The organism is Tepidicaulis marinus (genome assembly GCF_000739695.1).
Lineage (GTDB): Bacteria > Pseudomonadota > Alphaproteobacteria > Parvibaculales > Parvibaculaceae > Tepidicaulis > Tepidicaulis marinus.
The window spans coordinates 22959-37006 of sequence record NZ_BBIO01000012.1 but is presented as its reverse complement, the minus strand read 5'-3'; the positions used below and the strand labels follow the sequence as shown (position 1 = coordinate 37006).

The 14048-nt window shown below is 59.6% G+C and carries 20 protein-coding genes and 1 pseudogene; 18 read left to right on the top strand and 3 right to left on the bottom strand.

Features of this window, described 5'->3' with window-relative positions; translation table 11 throughout:
* Positions 1-5: 5 nt before the first annotated feature.
* The gene (locus tag M2A_RS11515) at positions 6-644 is read right to left on the bottom strand and encodes a glutathione S-transferase family protein (protein ID WP_045447526.1); all 639 of its coding nucleotides are present in this window, start codon (positions 642-644) and stop codon (positions 6-8) included.
* A gap of 242 nt (positions 645-886) precedes the next feature.
* Between M2A_RS11515 and napE the strand changes: the two genes are divergently transcribed.
* The 7 genes and pseudogenes from napE to M2A_RS11485 all read left to right on the top strand — a co-directional run bounded on the left by napE (position 887) and on the right by M2A_RS11485 (position 5505).
* Positions 887-1081, top strand: a complete 195-nt coding sequence (napE, locus tag M2A_RS11510; protein ID WP_045447523.1) for a periplasmic nitrate reductase, NapE protein — start codon at positions 887-889, stop codon at positions 1079-1081.
* A 2-nt stretch (positions 1082-1083) separates the two neighbouring features.
* A pseudogene (locus tag M2A_RS18375) lies at positions 1084-1329 on the top strand (4Fe-4S dicluster domain-containing protein); the annotation flags it as partial.
* An 84-nt stretch (positions 1330-1413) separates the two neighbouring features.
* Complete coding sequence (locus M2A_RS18370; RefSeq protein ID WP_244444447.1) at positions 1414-1596, top strand: 4Fe-4S binding protein; 183 nt, start codon at positions 1414-1416, stop codon at positions 1594-1596.
* Positions 1589-1861, top strand: a complete 273-nt coding sequence (locus tag M2A_RS11500; RefSeq protein WP_045447517.1) for a chaperone NapD — start codon at positions 1589-1591, stop codon at positions 1859-1861. Before M2A_RS18370 ends, M2A_RS11500 begins: the two co-directional genes overlap by 8 nt.
* Entirely contained in the window at positions 1858-4368 is a 2511-nt protein-coding gene (gene napA, locus M2A_RS11495; RefSeq protein ID WP_045447514.1) for a periplasmic nitrate reductase subunit alpha, read from the top strand. The genes M2A_RS11500 and napA overlap by 4 nt, the downstream gene beginning before the upstream one ends.
* Positions 4338-4820 (top strand): nitrate reductase cytochrome c-type subunit, encoded by a 483-nt coding sequence (locus M2A_RS11490; RefSeq protein ID WP_081875584.1) that lies wholly within the window; start codon positions 4338-4340, stop codon positions 4818-4820. Before napA ends, M2A_RS11490 begins: the two co-directional genes overlap by 31 nt.
* 1 nt (position 4821) lies before the next feature.
* Entirely contained in the window at positions 4822-5505 is a 684-nt protein-coding gene (locus M2A_RS11485; RefSeq protein ID WP_045447508.1) for a NapC/NirT family cytochrome c, read from the top strand.
* Positions 5506-5512: 7 nt separating this feature from the next.
* Here M2A_RS11485 and M2A_RS11480 read toward each other — a convergent pair whose 3' ends face one another.
* On the bottom strand, positions 5513-5989 hold the full coding sequence (locus tag M2A_RS11480; protein ID WP_197052919.1) for a GNAT family N-acetyltransferase: 477 nt from the start codon (positions 5987-5989) through the stop codon (positions 5513-5515).
* A 38-nt stretch (positions 5990-6027) separates the two neighbouring features.
* Entirely contained in the window at positions 6028-6522 is a 495-nt protein-coding gene (locus M2A_RS11475) for a winged helix-turn-helix transcriptional regulator (protein ID WP_045447505.1), read from the bottom strand.
* A gap of 116 nt (positions 6523-6638) precedes the next feature.
* On the opposite strand from M2A_RS11475, the gene M2A_RS11470 reads away from it, so the two are divergent.
* From M2A_RS11470 to M2A_RS11420, 11 genes are all read left to right on the top strand, one after another.
* Entirely contained in the window at positions 6639-7295 is a 657-nt protein-coding gene (locus M2A_RS11470) for a glutathione S-transferase family protein (protein WP_045447502.1), read from the top strand.
* A gap of 30 nt (positions 7296-7325) precedes the next feature.
* Complete coding sequence (locus tag M2A_RS11465) at positions 7326-7703, top strand: nuclear transport factor 2 family protein (RefSeq protein WP_045447501.1); 378 nt, start codon at positions 7326-7328, stop codon at positions 7701-7703.
* Between the two features lie 74 nt (positions 7704-7777).
* The gene (locus tag M2A_RS11460; RefSeq protein WP_045447498.1) at positions 7778-8110 is read left to right on the top strand and encodes an ArsR/SmtB family transcription factor; all 333 of its coding nucleotides are present in this window, start codon (positions 7778-7780) and stop codon (positions 8108-8110) included.
* Entirely contained in the window at positions 8110-8661 is a 552-nt protein-coding gene (locus tag M2A_RS11455) for an SRPBCC family protein (protein WP_244444441.1), read from the top strand. Before M2A_RS11460 ends, M2A_RS11455 begins: the two co-directional genes overlap by 1 nt.
* Before the next feature lie 39 nt (positions 8662-8700).
* Positions 8701-9120 carry a VOC family protein gene (locus tag M2A_RS11450; protein WP_045447495.1) on the top strand — a complete coding sequence of 140 codons (420 nt, stop codon included), beginning with the start codon at positions 8701-8703 and terminating at the stop codon, positions 9118-9120.
* Between the two features lie 39 nt (positions 9121-9159).
* On the top strand, positions 9160-9654 hold the full coding sequence (locus tag M2A_RS11445; RefSeq protein WP_156101743.1) for a VOC family protein: 495 nt from the start codon (positions 9160-9162) through the stop codon (positions 9652-9654).
* Positions 9655-9670: 16 nt separating this feature from the next.
* Entirely contained in the window at positions 9671-10345 is a 675-nt protein-coding gene (locus tag M2A_RS11440; RefSeq protein WP_197052918.1) for a YceI family protein, read from the top strand.
* 51 nt (positions 10346-10396) lie between these two features.
* A complete protein-coding gene (locus M2A_RS11435) occupies positions 10397-10849 on the top strand; it encodes a hypothetical protein (protein WP_156101742.1) in 453 nt (150 codons plus the stop codon).
* Positions 10850-10999: 150 nt separating this feature from the next.
* Positions 11000-12286 carry a hypothetical protein gene (locus M2A_RS11430; RefSeq protein ID WP_197052917.1) on the top strand — a complete coding sequence of 429 codons (1287 nt, stop codon included), beginning with the start codon at positions 11000-11002 and terminating at the stop codon, positions 12284-12286.
* Between the two features lie 144 nt (positions 12287-12430).
* Positions 12431-12982 (top strand): tetratricopeptide repeat protein, encoded by a 552-nt coding sequence (locus M2A_RS17450; RefSeq protein ID WP_052379428.1) that lies wholly within the window; start codon positions 12431-12433, stop codon positions 12980-12982.
* A gap of 37 nt (positions 12983-13019) precedes the next feature.
* Positions 13020-13859: a hypothetical protein gene (locus tag M2A_RS11420; protein ID WP_045447481.1), complete on the top strand. Its 840-nt coding sequence runs from the start codon at positions 13020-13022 to the stop codon at positions 13857-13859.
* Positions 13860-14048 lie beyond the last annotated feature (189 nt).

The window sequence follows — 14048 nt, the reverse complement described above, 5'->3', positions numbered from 1 at the left end:
CCCGCTCAGTCTGCTGCCGCGAAATGCGCCATCTGGTCCGCATAGGCTTTCTTGAAGGCGGGACGGGCGGTGGCCCGCGCGGTATAGGATTTGCAGGCGGGGTAGTTTGCAAGCCCGTCGAAACGGTCCACCAGGCGCAGCACATCCGACATGAGAATGTCGGCAATCGAAAAACTGTCCGTCAGCCATTCACGCGCCGCCAGCACCGTTTCCAAATGCCGGAGCCGGGCGTTGAGAAACTCATCGAACCGTTCCCAGGCGGGCGTGTCTTTCGGCACGTCGGAGAAAATCAGGATGGACCAGGGCAGGCTGGCCATCTCCACCGAATTGAGCGCGGCGAACAACCATTCGATGACCGCGCTGCGTTCATGTTGTGCGGCGGGCATCAAAGCTTCGCTCTGTTCGCCCAGGTGCAGAAGGATGGCGCCGCTTTCGAAGATCGAAAGATCACCGTCGGTGAGCCAGGGCACTTGCCCGAAAGGCTGATGAGCAAAATGCGCCGCCTCGCGCTCGCCGAACGGCACGCTCTCGACACGGTAAGGCAAGCCCGCTTCTTCCAGCGCCCAGCGCACACGAAGGTCGCGCACATAACCGCGTGGCAAGTCGGGAACCCAATCGAATGTGGTCAGAACCACTTCGCTCATACCGTGCACTCCTTTGTTAAAGGCAGCCGTCTTTGGTCCCTTCCGGGACATTGCACTTGCCGCTTTATATGAGCAAGGCAAGGTGCGCAGCAAACTGCCTTCGCACAACCATTACATGCGTAAGTTGTGTTTTGAGAAACGCAAATTCGCATCTTTATTAAGGTGCAGTCATTGAATTGTGCCGCGTTTCCGATAGGCTTGCATGAAGAGCTGATGTGAAGGGATGCCCTGGGGAGGGTCACATGACTGGTAGCTCGTCAGAAGAGGCCGACGGACCGCCCAATATTGCGGAACGCCGCAGGGAGATGCTCATCTTTCTGGCGCTCGCCTTTGGAATATGGCCGATCGTGGCAGTCGGCGTTGTCGGCGGCTTCGGATTTCTGGTCTGGATGTTTCAACTCATAGCCGGTCCGCCGGGACCGCCGGCAGGGTATTGATCATGCCGGCCTCCGCCAACATATCGCGGCGCCAGTTCTTAACCGGCAGCGCGGGACATGTTGAGCGGAGCCCGTTCGCCGCGCACCCGCCGGGCGTTACCGCGCAGTCGGTGAGCGCCTGCACGCGCTGCGGAAAGTGCGCGGATGCCTGTCCAGAAAACATTCTTCTGATCAGCAAAAGCGGCGTGGAGCTTGCCCCGTCTGCAGGCGAGTGCACCTTTTGCGGCGCCTGTGCTGAGGCTTGCCCCGAACCGGTTTTTCAAACCCCTTTTGAGATGGCGCACGGCGTGCGCATTGGCGAAGGCTGCCTTGCCAAAGCGGGCATAGCTTGCATGACCTGCCGCGATGTGTGCCCCGAAAGCGCGATCCGGATGGAGCCGCGCATGGGCGGGCCGTTTCTGCCGCGCCTCGATGCTGAGGCCTGCACAAGCTGCGGCGCCTGCATCGGCCCGTGCCCGGCGGATGCCATCGAGGCCTTCGAAATTTCTGACGAAAAGGAAGAAGTCCATGTCTGACGAGCCTGTGCCCGGCCAGCGTTGGCATGTTTCATCCGCCGTCATCTCCGTTAAGCCGGGGGAGATGAACGGCGTTTTGGATGCAGTGGATAGGCTCGAAGGCGTGGATATTTTCGGCCGGGATGGAAGCCGCATCATTGTCACGATCGAAGGGGCGAGCACCGGCGCGCTGGGCGACCGGCTGACAGAGATCAGCCTCATGCCGGGCGTTCTGGCCGCGAACATGGTGTTCGAGCATGCCGAAGAGGTGGAGGAAACGATATGACAGCCGATCTCAACAGGCGCCAGCTTCTCAAAGCCCATGCCGCCGCGCTCGCCGCCTCCGCCGCGGGCATTCCGCTCGAAGCCATGGCCCAGCCCGTGCCGGGCGGGGTGGAAGCACTGAAAATCAAATGGTCGAAAGCGCCGTGCCGGTTTTGCGGCACGGGCTGCGGCGTCATGGTCGGCGTCAAGGAAGGCAAGGTCGTTGCCACCCACGGCGACATGCAGCATGAGGTCAACCGGGGCCTTAACTGCGTCAAAGGCTATTTCCTCTCCAAGATCATGTATGGCAAGGACCGTCTGACGACGCCGCTCATGCGCAAGAAGAACGGCGTCTTCGACAAGGAGGGCGAGTTCGAGCCCGTCTCCTGGGATGAGGCATTCGACACGATGGCCGCGCGCGTGAAAAAGGTGCTCGCCGAAAAGGGGCCGGAAGGGATCGGCATGTTCGGTTCCGGCCAATGGACGGTGATGGAAGGCTATGCCGCCTCCAAGCTGATGCGCGCGGGCTTCCGCTCCAACAATCTCGACCCGAATGCCCGGCACTGCATGGCCTCGGCGGCGGCGGCCTTCATGCGCACCTTCGGCATCGACGAGCCGATGGGCGTTTACGACGATTTCGAACATGCCGATGCCTTCGTGCTCTGGGGCTCGAATATGGCCGAGATGCACCCGATCCTCTGGACGCGGCTCGCGGACCGGCGGCTCGGCACGCCCGGTACGAAATGCGCGGTGCTTTCCACTTTCACGCACCGCTCGATGGACCTTGCCGACATTCCCATCGTCTTCAAGCCGGGTACGGACTTGGCCATTCTCAATTACATCGCCAATCACATCATCCAGTCCGGCGCGGTGAACGAGGAGTTCGTCAAAAACCACACAACATTCAAGAAAGGCCAGACGGATATTGGCTACGGGCTGCGCGATGAACATCCCTTGCAGCTTGCCGCGAAAGGCGCGGGCAATGCCGGGCTCATGGAAGACTCCGACTTTGAAAGTTTCAAGGAGCATGTCTCCGAATACACGCTCGATTATGTAAGCGAGCTTTCCGGCGTCGAGCCCGGTTTCCTTGAAGAGCTGGCCGAGCTTTATGCCGACCCCAAAAAGAAAGTCATGTCGCTCTGGACCATGGGCTTCAACCAGCATGTGCGCGGCGTCTGGGCCAATCAGATGGTCTATAATATCCACCTTCTGACGGGGAAAATTTCCGAGCCCGGTAATTCGCCTTTCTCGCTCACAGGTCAGCCCTCGGCCTGCGGCACGGCGCGGGAAGTGGGCACCTTCGCGCACCGCCTGCCGGCCGACATGGTGGTGACGAACCCCGAACATGTGAAACATGCCGAAGAGCTTTGGAACCTGCCCCATGGGCTGCTCAACACCAAGCCCGGTTTCCATGCCGTGCAGCAAGACCGGATGCTGAAGGACGGGGTGCTCAATTTCTATTGGGTGCAGGTGAACAACAATTTGCAGGCCGCCCCCAACTCCGCCAACGAGACTTATCAGGGCTACCGCAACCCGGACAATATGATCGTTGTCTCGGACGCCTATCCGACGGTGACGGCGATGGCCGCCGATATTGTGCTGCCCGCGGCCATGTGGGTGGAGAAGGAAGGCGTTTACGGGAACGCCGAGCGGCGTACCCATGCCTGGCATCAATTGGTCGATGCGCCGGGCGAGTCACGCTCGGACCTTTGGCAGCTCGCCGAATTTTCCAAGCGCTTCACGGTGGAAGAGGTGTGGCCGAAGGAAATTCTGGACGCAAACCCCGAGTATAAAGGCAAGACGGTTTTCGATGTGGTCTTTGCCAACGGCAATGTCGATAAATATCCGCTTTCCGACGTGCGGGAGGATTACGCCAACCAGGAAGCCCATGATTTCGGCTTTTACATCCAGAAAGGCCTTTTCGAGGAATATGCCAGCTTCGGGCGCGGCCATGGCCACGACCTTGCCCCTTACGACACCTATCAAAGCGATGAGGTGCGCGGGCTGCGCTGGCCGGTGGTCGATGGCAAGGAAACGCGCTGGCGCTTCCGCGAAGGCTATGATCCTTATGTGAAAAAAGGTAAAGGCGTCGAGTTTTACGGCAGGCCGGACGGACGCGCCGTCATCCTTGCCGTACCTTACGAGCCACCGGCGGAAAGTCCGGATGAGGAATACGACATGTGGCTGGTGACGGGCCGGGTGCTCGAGCACTGGCATTCCGGTTCCATGACCATGCGCGTGCCCGAGCTTTACAAGGCCTTTCCCGGCGCCAAGGTTTTCATGAATGCGCTCGATGCGCGCGAGCGCGGCCTCAATCAGGGTATGGAAGTGCGCATCATCTCGCGGCGCGGGGAAATCCGCTCGCGCATCGAAACGCGCGGGCGTAACCGGATGCCGCCGGGTGTCATCTTCGTGCCGTGGTTCGATGCGAGCCAGCTCATCAATAAAGTGACGCTGGATGCGACCGATCCGATTTCCAAGCAGACCGACTTCAAGAAATGCGCCGTCAGAATCGAGGCCGTGACATGAGACTGTTTGCACTCACCCTGACCGCCATCTGCTTCGCCGCTAGCGTCGTCGTGGCGCAGAACGTGCCGGAACTGACCGGCCCCGCGAACGATCCCATGGCCTCGATGCCGGCCGAGGCGCTGGAGCAATATGTGGCCGATGACAAGCGCCTGATGCGCGCCTATCCCGAGCAGCCGCCGATCATTCCCCATTCCATCGAGGGCTATCAGCTCTCGGTGAATGCGAACCGCTGCCTGACCTGCCATAAGCGCGAACATTCGCTGGGTTCCGGCGCGCCGATGATCTCGGTCACCCATTACATGACGCGGGACGGACAGATGCTCGCCGACGTTTCGCCCCGCCGCTATTTCTGCACCCAGTGCCATGTGCCGCAGGCCGACACCGCCCCGCTCATCGACAATACCTTCACGGACATGTCGGAAATGGGTGCCAAAGGCGCGGGGAGCGAGTGAGATGGACCGGATTCTGTGGCCGTTTATTTGGTTCTGGAAAGTGCTGTGGACACCCGCCGGAACGCTGGGGCTCGGCTTTCTGACGCTGGGCGGTTTCCTCGGCGGGGTGATTTTCTGGGGCGCCTTCAACACAGCGCTTGAGATTACCAATACCGAAGCGTTCTGCGTCTCCTGTCACGAGATGCGCGAGAACGTCTTTGTCGAACTTTCCCGCACCGTGCATTTCTCCAACCGCTCGGGCGTACGCGCGGGCTGTCCCGACTGCCACGTGCCGCATAATTGGACGGATAAGATCGCCCGCAAGATGCAGGCTTCGAAGGAAGTTTGGGGCAAGATTTTCGGCACGATCGACACGCGGCAGAAATTCCTCGATCACCGCCTGACCATGGCCAAGCGCGAATGGGCGCGGCTGAAAGCCAATGACAGTCTGGAATGCCGCAATTGCCACTCCGCCGTGGCGATGGACCTGTCGCGCCAGTCGCCGCGGGCGGCGGAAATTCACACCGAATTTCTGCTCTCCGGCCAACGTACCTGCATCGACTGCCACAAAGGCATTGCCCATGAACTGCCCGATATGACGGGCACGGAGCCCGGCTGGACGGTGCCGGACCGCCTGCGCGGCACCCATCATTCCTTCATGATCGATACGGACGAGATGCGGGGGCATCTGGCCGAAGTGCAATAGCGCTGGGTTAAAGCGCCGGGTTTTTGAGGCGGAAGCGCAAAAAGCGCGCGCCGCCAACAACGAGCTCGCCGTCCTGCACAAAGCCGCCCCGGCGCACCGCTTTCGTGTTGGGCCGGCTTGGCGGCAGCAGGATCGTGATCGAGGCAAGCTGCATGGGCCCGAAGGCCTTCTCCCGCATTTTTTTGAAGATCTTCCAGCCCCAGCCCCAGTAATCCGGATGCAGCACTAGCCCAAAATCGGCATCCCCGTCTTGCGGCTGCAGGCCGCCCCAGCCCGCAAAAGCGCCGTTGATGCGGAAGGCCCAGGGGCCGAAACCGTGCTCATCCCAGAGCTTTTGTTTTGCGGCGAGAAAGGCCCGGCAATCTTCCGCCGAAAAGCCGCCCGCCAGCAGCGGCATCTGCTTGCCGACCAGCGGATTGTTCATCAGCGCAATGATTTCGGCTTCGTCGATATCGCTAAGGGATAGGAATTCGATTTCGTCCACGGGAAGGACATCCTTTGAAAGAGGCAAGCCGGGAGCGGCTAGTCTTTGCCCGCCACCAGTTCCGCTTCATAGGCAGCGTTGAGCTCACGTGTAACGGAACGGCGGGGAGGGCGCGCGCCCAAATGTAGGGCGCGCAGCTCCTTCATGAAAGCGTTCCACATCGGCGGGCCGCCCTCTTCAAGCAATTGTGCGCGGATGGAAAGTTCGCGTGAGGCGGGCGTGTGCCGCCGGCCCCAGGCGCCCATCTGCGCGAGCAGCGGCACGAGCTCGATGGCAGGTTCGGTGAGGCTGTAAATCGTCTTCTGCTTGTGGGATGGGTCGGGCGCGGCGGAGAGGAGCCCCGCCTCGGTGAGTTTCTTCAGCCGGTCGGCCAGAATGTTCGAGGCGATGCCTTCCTCGGAGTTGTTGAGAAGATCGCGGTAATGGCGGCGGTTCCCGAACATAATGTCGCGAATGACAATGAGGCTCCAGCGGTCCCCCAATGTCTCCAATGTCAAATTGATCGGACAGCCCGACCGGACCGGTTTTTCCATCTGCGCTCCTTTAAAACTGCTTGCATTATAAATACGGTTTGCTAGCCTCGCAACTGCTTGCGAAATGCAAGTGGTGTGATTGAGGCAGGCATTGCCCCGAAATGAGGAGCAGACCCATGACGCTAATCGTCTATCTTCATCCCTTTTCGTCCTACAGCCAGAAGGCGATAACCGCTTTCTATGAGAAGGAGGTGCCTTTCACCGTCAAGCTCCTCGACAATAGCGAGCCGGTGGCAAGCGAGTTCGCGGCGCTCTGGCCGGTGAAGAAATTTCCCGTGGCGGTGGATGAAGACCGTCTGATCTTCGAGGCAACGGGCATTATCGAATATCTGGAAGCGCGCTATCCCGGCGCCGCGCGGCTCATTCCGCAAGACCCGCTGGAGGCTGCGGAGGTGCGCATGTGGGACAGGTTCTTCGACAATTATATCGCCGCGCCTCAGCAGCAGATCGTTTACGCCGTGCTGAAAGGCGGCAGCGCCGATAGCGAGGCCTGCGTCCCTTGGCGCCGGGAGCTGGAAACCGCTTACGCCGTTCTTGAAAAGCGCATGGCAGGGCGCGAATGGGCGGCGGGAGAGAGCTTCAGCCTGGCCGACTGCGCCGCCGCGCCCATGCTGCTTTACGCCGATTGGACGCATCCCATCGACCCTGCCTTCAAGGAGGTCCGGGCCTACCGCACGCGTCTGCTTGCCCGGCCGAGTTATGCCCGTGCCCTCGATGAGGCGCGCCCTTACCGCCATCTCTTCCCGCTCGGTGCGCCGGAGGGGCGCGACTGATGATCGTTTCTGAGGCAGAAAGGAAAGGCCATGAGCACGGCCCTCCCCAAGACCGCTGTCGCCAAGGCCGCGTTCGAGGCTTACGTCAATGATGACCGCGCGGCCATCGAACGGCTGATCGCCGAGGATTTCAGCTTTACCAGCCCGCTCGACAATGGCATCGGCAGGGAAACCTATTTCGCCCACTGTTGGCCCAACCATGAAACCATTGCCGCGTTCCACTTCGTCCGTGCGGTAGAGACGGGCGACGAGGTGATCGTCACTTATGAAGGCGAGACGTATGACGGCCGCAGGTTCCGCAACACCGAAGTGCTGACCGTGCGCGATGGCGCCGTTCATGCCGTCGAGGTCTATTTCGGCTGGTCATTGCCGCATGAAGCAGCGCCGGGCGGTTTTACTGGCCCATAGGTCCGTTTGCCCTTGACGGGCAGCCAGACGCGCTGTAAATAACCAATAAGTTAAATAACTAAATGGTTATTCACATGGTGCCGGACCGCCTCAGTCAAACCCTCGCAGCGCTGGCCGACCCGACACGGCGGGCCATTTTGGCCCGGCTTGCCTCGGGCGAGGCGTCGGTCAGCGAGCTCGCCGAGCCCTTTGATATGAGCCAGCCCGCCGTCTCCAAACATCTCAAGGTGCTGGAAAAGGCAGGGCTCATCACGCGCGGTCGCAAGGCGCAGTACCGGCCCTGCAAACTCGATCCGGGGCCTTTGAAAGATGTGGCGGCCTGGCTCGAACATTACCGGCAATTCTGGGATGAGAGTCTGGGACGGCTCGAGGCTTATTTGCTCGCATCGGAAGAGGAAAAGAAATGATGGCCGGATCGCCCCTGATGACGGGTTTCATCGCAGCCGGCCTCCTGCTGATTGTGGCGGCGGGCGCGGTGGCGGGTTATGCGGCGACGCGGCCCGACACATTCCGCATCGAGCGCAGCATCCGCATCGCCGCGCCGCCCGAAAAAATCTTTGCGCTGATCGGCGATTTCAAAAACTGGGAAGCCTGGTCTCCCTGGGAAAAGAAAGACCCGGACATGAAACGCCTTTATAGCGGTCCGCCGCGCGGCAAGGGCGCGCGCTATGAATGGGAAGGGAACCGGAACATCGGCCATGGCCGGATGGAAGTGACGAATGCGGTTTCCCCGTCAGCGCTCGACATCGATCTGGAATTCTTCTCGCCCATGAAGGCGCGCCATAAAGCCGAGTTCCGCCTCACGCCGGAGGGTGAGGCAACACATGTCACCTGGGCGATGTATGGAACGCAAAATTTCACCGGAAAACTCATCTCGGTCTTCATGAGCATGGAGAAGATGGTGGGACCGGATTTTGAAGCGGGGCTGAGCGCGCTCAAAGCCATTGCCGAGAATTAAAGGGCCCGCACGCCAAACGCACTTAACTGGGAGATGAGTATGTCACTGAACACCTATTTGTTTTTCGACGGCAATTGCCGCGAGGCATTCGACTTTTACAAAGATTGCCTGAAGGCGGAGATCGTTTTCTCCCTGACATTCGGTGATACGCCGGATGGCGGCCCGGCGAGCGAAGAAGGGGCGGGCGATATCAGCCAGAAGATCGCGCATATCTGCCTTGAAAAAGACGGCTTTCAATTGATGGCCTCCGATGAGCCGGGCACCTACGAGCGCCCGCAAGGGTTCCGGGTCTGCTTCAACGGCAAAACCCCGGAAGAAGCGAAGCAGGTTTTCGGCGCCCTTTCTAAAGGCGCGGAGGTGACGATGCCGATCGGCGAGACTTTCTTCTCGCCTGCCTTCGGCATGTTGCGCGACAAGTTCGGCATTCCCTGGATCGTGAATACGCAAACGCCTGAATAAATCTTCACCCGATAGCCCGAAAAGAGGAGGTGGTCCCTCATGTCCGGCAAGATACAGAAAATCACGCCGTGTCTCTGGTTCGACAAAGAAGCGGAGGAGGCGGCAAAGCATTACGTGTCGATCTTCGCCAATTCCCGCATCGGCACCGTCGCCCGCTACACCGGAGAAGGCAAAGATATCCACGGCAAAGACGAAGGCACGGTGATGACCGTCGAGTTCGAGCTGGACGGGCAGCGCTTTACCGCGCTGAATGGCGGCCCCCAATTTCCTTTCACCGAAGCGGTCTCGCTGCAGGTCGGTTGCGCCGATCAGGAAGAAGTGGATTATTATTGGACGCGCCTGTCGGAAGGCGGGGAGGAAGGTCCCTGCGGCTGGCTGAAAGACAGATACGGTCTTTCCTGGCAGATCGTGCCGGATGTGCTGCCGCAATTGCTTCGCGGTGATCCGGAGGGCGCGGCGCGCGTCACACAGGCTTTCATGAAAATGAAGAAGTTCGATATCGCGGCCCTCAAGCAAGCCTATGACGGGCAGTAACGGCAAGGGGATAACAATGAAACGGATATTGGTTGGATGCGTGCTGGTGACCTTTGCCTCGCTCATGGTGTTCACCGGCGCGGCGCGCTCGGCAGGCGCTGAAGAGCAGGCGGCAATCCCGGCCGGTACCTACGAGCTCGATAAATCCCATGCGAGCCTCATCTTCCGGGTTAGCCATTTGGGCTTTTCGATGTACACGGCGCGCTTCACGAAATTCGATGCGGAACTCTTCTTCGACCCGGAAAATCCGCAAGCTGCGCATGTGACGGCGAAGGTCGATCCCACCTCGCTCGAAACGGATTTTCCGGTGGAGGAAATGGATCACGATTTCAATGCTCAGCTTCTCGGGCCCGACTGGCTGGATGCGGCCCAGTTTCCGGAAATCTCTTTCGTTTCGAAAGAGATCGAGCCGACGGGCGGAAACAGCGCCAAGATTATCGGTGACTTTACGCTGCACGGGGTGACGAAGCCGCTTACCCTCAATGCCACCTATAATGGCGGCTATGAACGCCACGAATACGATCCCGACAATTCCCGCATCGGTTTTTCCGCAACGGGAAGTCTCAAACGCTCCGAGTATGGCATTGCCAACGGCATTCCTGCGCCGGGGTCCGATTTCGGTGTCGGCGATGAAGTGGACATCATTCTGGAGGTTGAGTTTTCCCGCCCGCATGACAGCAAAGCCGACTAGCGCTGCTTTGCCCCCTGCGCCATAGTGAAGGGGCAATCAGGGGAGAGGCGGATGAGACGGTGGATAAAAGCGGCGGCGGCATTGGCGCTTGCGGCAAGTTTTAGCGCAGAACTTTCGGCGGAGCCGGTCCCGAGGCTCGACGGAACCTGGGTGGTTGACAGCTATACCTTCCGCCCGATCTCCGCGATGGACGCGGAAGGCGCGGATGCCCATCTCGGCCGCACACAATATTTCGAGAAAGGTTTTGCCGAGGGTCCGTTCTTCAACTGTAATTTCGAAGGCCTCAGCCTTTCTTACAAAGTCCGCGATGTTGCCGGGTTCATGCAAGACCCGGATAACATCCCTTACGCCGAAGCCGGGCTTTCCGGCGGGCAATTTCTCGAGCATGATATTGCCTGCGAGAAGAACGGCGACCGGCTGACGATGCTCACCAGTGAAAATGCGATGGAAGCTTTCATCGGTTTTGACGGCGTGATCTTTCACTTGAATTACGCCGAAGAGTAATCCGGCGTGCCGCTGCTTTATACTTATGTTTGAAGCGGCGTATAACCTCTGCAAATGGCAGTATTTCTGCACAGAATAAAGTCATTCGTTTAATCGACTTTAACCTTACCCGGGTTACACATCCCCACGATTTTTTGGGGATGAAGAATCATGAAAAGAAAAACAATGAGAGTCCTGGCCTTTGGGCTGGGCATGGTTGCCTTTGCCGGTGGCACGGCAGGGGCGAATGAACTGGGCCTGCGCGGCCCCGCGCTTCCGGCGAATGCCGATGAAGCGATGCTCGATGACGGGGCCGCCAAGACGCGGCTCGAAATTTTCGAGCGCATGACCGACTTCCAGGAATATGTGCAAGGCAAGCCGCTTGAATTGCTGCGTGCCCGCCAGGCCGGGGCGCTGCCCAATGTCGGCATCAAGTTCGGCGCGGGCTTCACCGGCACGGTCGTTTATGAGCGCACGAATACGGATGGCAAGTTCCCGATCCTCTCCCGCCTGCCGGGCCAGCACACCGGCAGCTCGGATACGCAGTGGATCGTGAACGATGCCGCCTGGGGCGCGGCGGTGTCGGCGGGGGATTGGCTGACCGGTTATGCGCAGCTTGAATATATCGACACGCGCTATCCGGGCGAGGAAGACATTCAGCTTCGCAAGGCTTTCGGTGTTGTCGGTAATCTCGACCGCTTTCCGCTCTATGCCTATTTCGGCCGTAACACGATCGATTTCGGCGACATGTCGACCTACAATCCGTTCACGCATAACATGAATACGCACTTCTTTTGGGCTCTGTCGAAAGACCCGGTCCTCGGCGTCGGCGCGGTTTATGATGGCTGGCATGTGGTCGGCACGATCATTCCGGAAGGGCGCCATCAGCGCACCGCCGATACCGAAGGCAGCGACTTCTTCGGCAATTATGCGCTCAATGCCACGAAGGCCGTGGACCTCGGCAACGGCGTGCGGCTGAAAGGCGGTCTCGGTTATCTGCACCGCACGATCTACAACACCGTCATCCCGCACCACACGAGCGCTATGGCGGCGGGCCAGACGCGCTCGGATAACGCGGCGGTGGACGCCAACCTGACCCTCGGCTGGGGCCCCTTCGATGTGATGGCCGAATACACGACCACGCTCGAAGACTGGCCGGCCACGGGCGAGAAGGTGGAGGCGCTCACCGTGCAGGGCCGTTACAAGGATTCGATCCTTTCCTATCCGACCGAATATTCCGCTGTGTATAGCCGCGGCGATTTCGGCCCGAACGGCTCGGAGTTTGAATTCATGGAACAGATGGCGCTCGGGCTTGAAACCCATATCGACGAAAATTTCTCGATCGGTCTTGAATATGTGCGCAATCACGGCTTCGCGCCGCTTGTGAATATTCAGGTCACCTCCGACCAGTCGGTGAAGACCGATACATTCATTGCCGGTATCCACGTCTATTTCTAAGACAGGCAAACAGACATGAGCGAAGGCCGGGCGCAAGCGCCCGGCCTTTTCGTTTTCGGGGCCAAGATGATCTATTTCTTCTCATTGGCGAAATAGGTACTCTGTCTCTGCTTGGCGAGCGCGAGCGATGAGAAGGAATTGAAGATGCGGCGTATTTCGGGGTTTTGGGCGGCAACACTTATTTCGGCAGGGGCAATGACCGGGGCGGGTGCACCGGCGCTGGCTGATGGCAATGCCGACAATCTGGCCTGTTTCGAGCAGTTCAAACCGGGGGGTGATGAGCGTCTCGCCATCTATTATTGCAGCCGGGCGATCCAATCCGGCGATCTGGCGCCGCCGGACAAGGTGACGGCGCTTCTCAACCGCGGTGTGGCGCATAAGAAGACCGGCAACCTGCAAATGGCGATTGTCGATTATACCGCCGCGCTGGGCATTGCTCCGGATGATGCGCTGGTTCTGGCGAACCGGGCGAATGCCTACCGCGAATCGGGCAAGCTTGTCGAAGCGCTGGCCGACATCAACCGGGCGCTGGAACTTCAGCCGGAGCGAGCCGCCTCTTATTATGTGCGCGGCTCGATCTATGAAGCCCAGGGCAAAGAGGCCGAAGCGCGCGCCGATTTCCTGAAAGCCTATGAGCTCAATCCGGAAAGCGGCGAATATAAAGACAAGGCCTGGGACGCGGGCGCCCAGCAATAAGAGCGGCCAATCGAAAGCAAAGACGAAGGATCAGTAGATGCGGAAATTGGATGTTGTCGGCACCGTCATGGAGGCCTATCGCGGCGCCTATTCGCATTTCCTCGATCTGGTGAAACTCGTCTGGCTGCCCGTCACGATCTACATTATCGCCAATATCGCCCAGCAGGCTTTTCTGCAGCGCCGCCTTGAGGAGTTGCAGCAGCAGGACCCGGACTCTTTGATCAGCGTCACGGAGGCCTTTTCCCTGCCCATCGTTCTGCTCATGCTGGTCGGGCTTTTCACCTGGCCGATGATCGCCGTGGCCTGGCACCGCTTCGTGCTCTTGGGGGACAGGGGCGCGGGCGCGGTCAATTTCCATTTCGGCCGCCGGGAAGCGGTGTTCTTGCTCGCCTCGATCTTTCTCGTGCTCTTGGCGCTGCCTGCCTTCCTCGTTGCCATGGTCAGCGGGGCGCTTGCCGATCCTGTGAGCGGCGATACCGCGCTTTCTTTCGGCCTTGCCATTCTTGCCCTGGTTTTGGCCATTGCCGCCGTTTATTACTCGGTCCGCCTCGCGCTGCTTTTGCCGGCGGTGGCGATCGGCGAGCCGCTCAATGCCCGCGCCATTCTGGAGATCACGAAGGGCAATTTCTGGCGGCTGCTCGGCATGATCATTTTGAACATGCTTTTCATCATGGTGATCGCCATTGCGCTGAACGTTGTCGGTGCGCTTGTCTCGCTCATCCCGGGCGGCATTGTCGTGGCCATCGGGCTGCAGGCGCTATATATCATCCTCTTTCAGATCACTTCCGTCGCCATTCTCTCCATCGCCTACCGCGATCTTTCGGGCATGAATGACGGGATGGGCATGAGCGGGGCAGGCGACGTTTACGACCGTTAACGGGCCAGACGCGCCCCGGAAACTCACGCAAAAATGGCTTAAAACGGACATTTTTAGCATATTTGCATTTGCCGGTCCGGCGGGCTAGGCTCCGCCCACCAGACGAGATAGAGACAGGGCGCGTCACCGGGCGCGCCGCACGATCATCCGAAATCGCAGCGCAATTTCAACGGCTATGCTTTGTGAGCC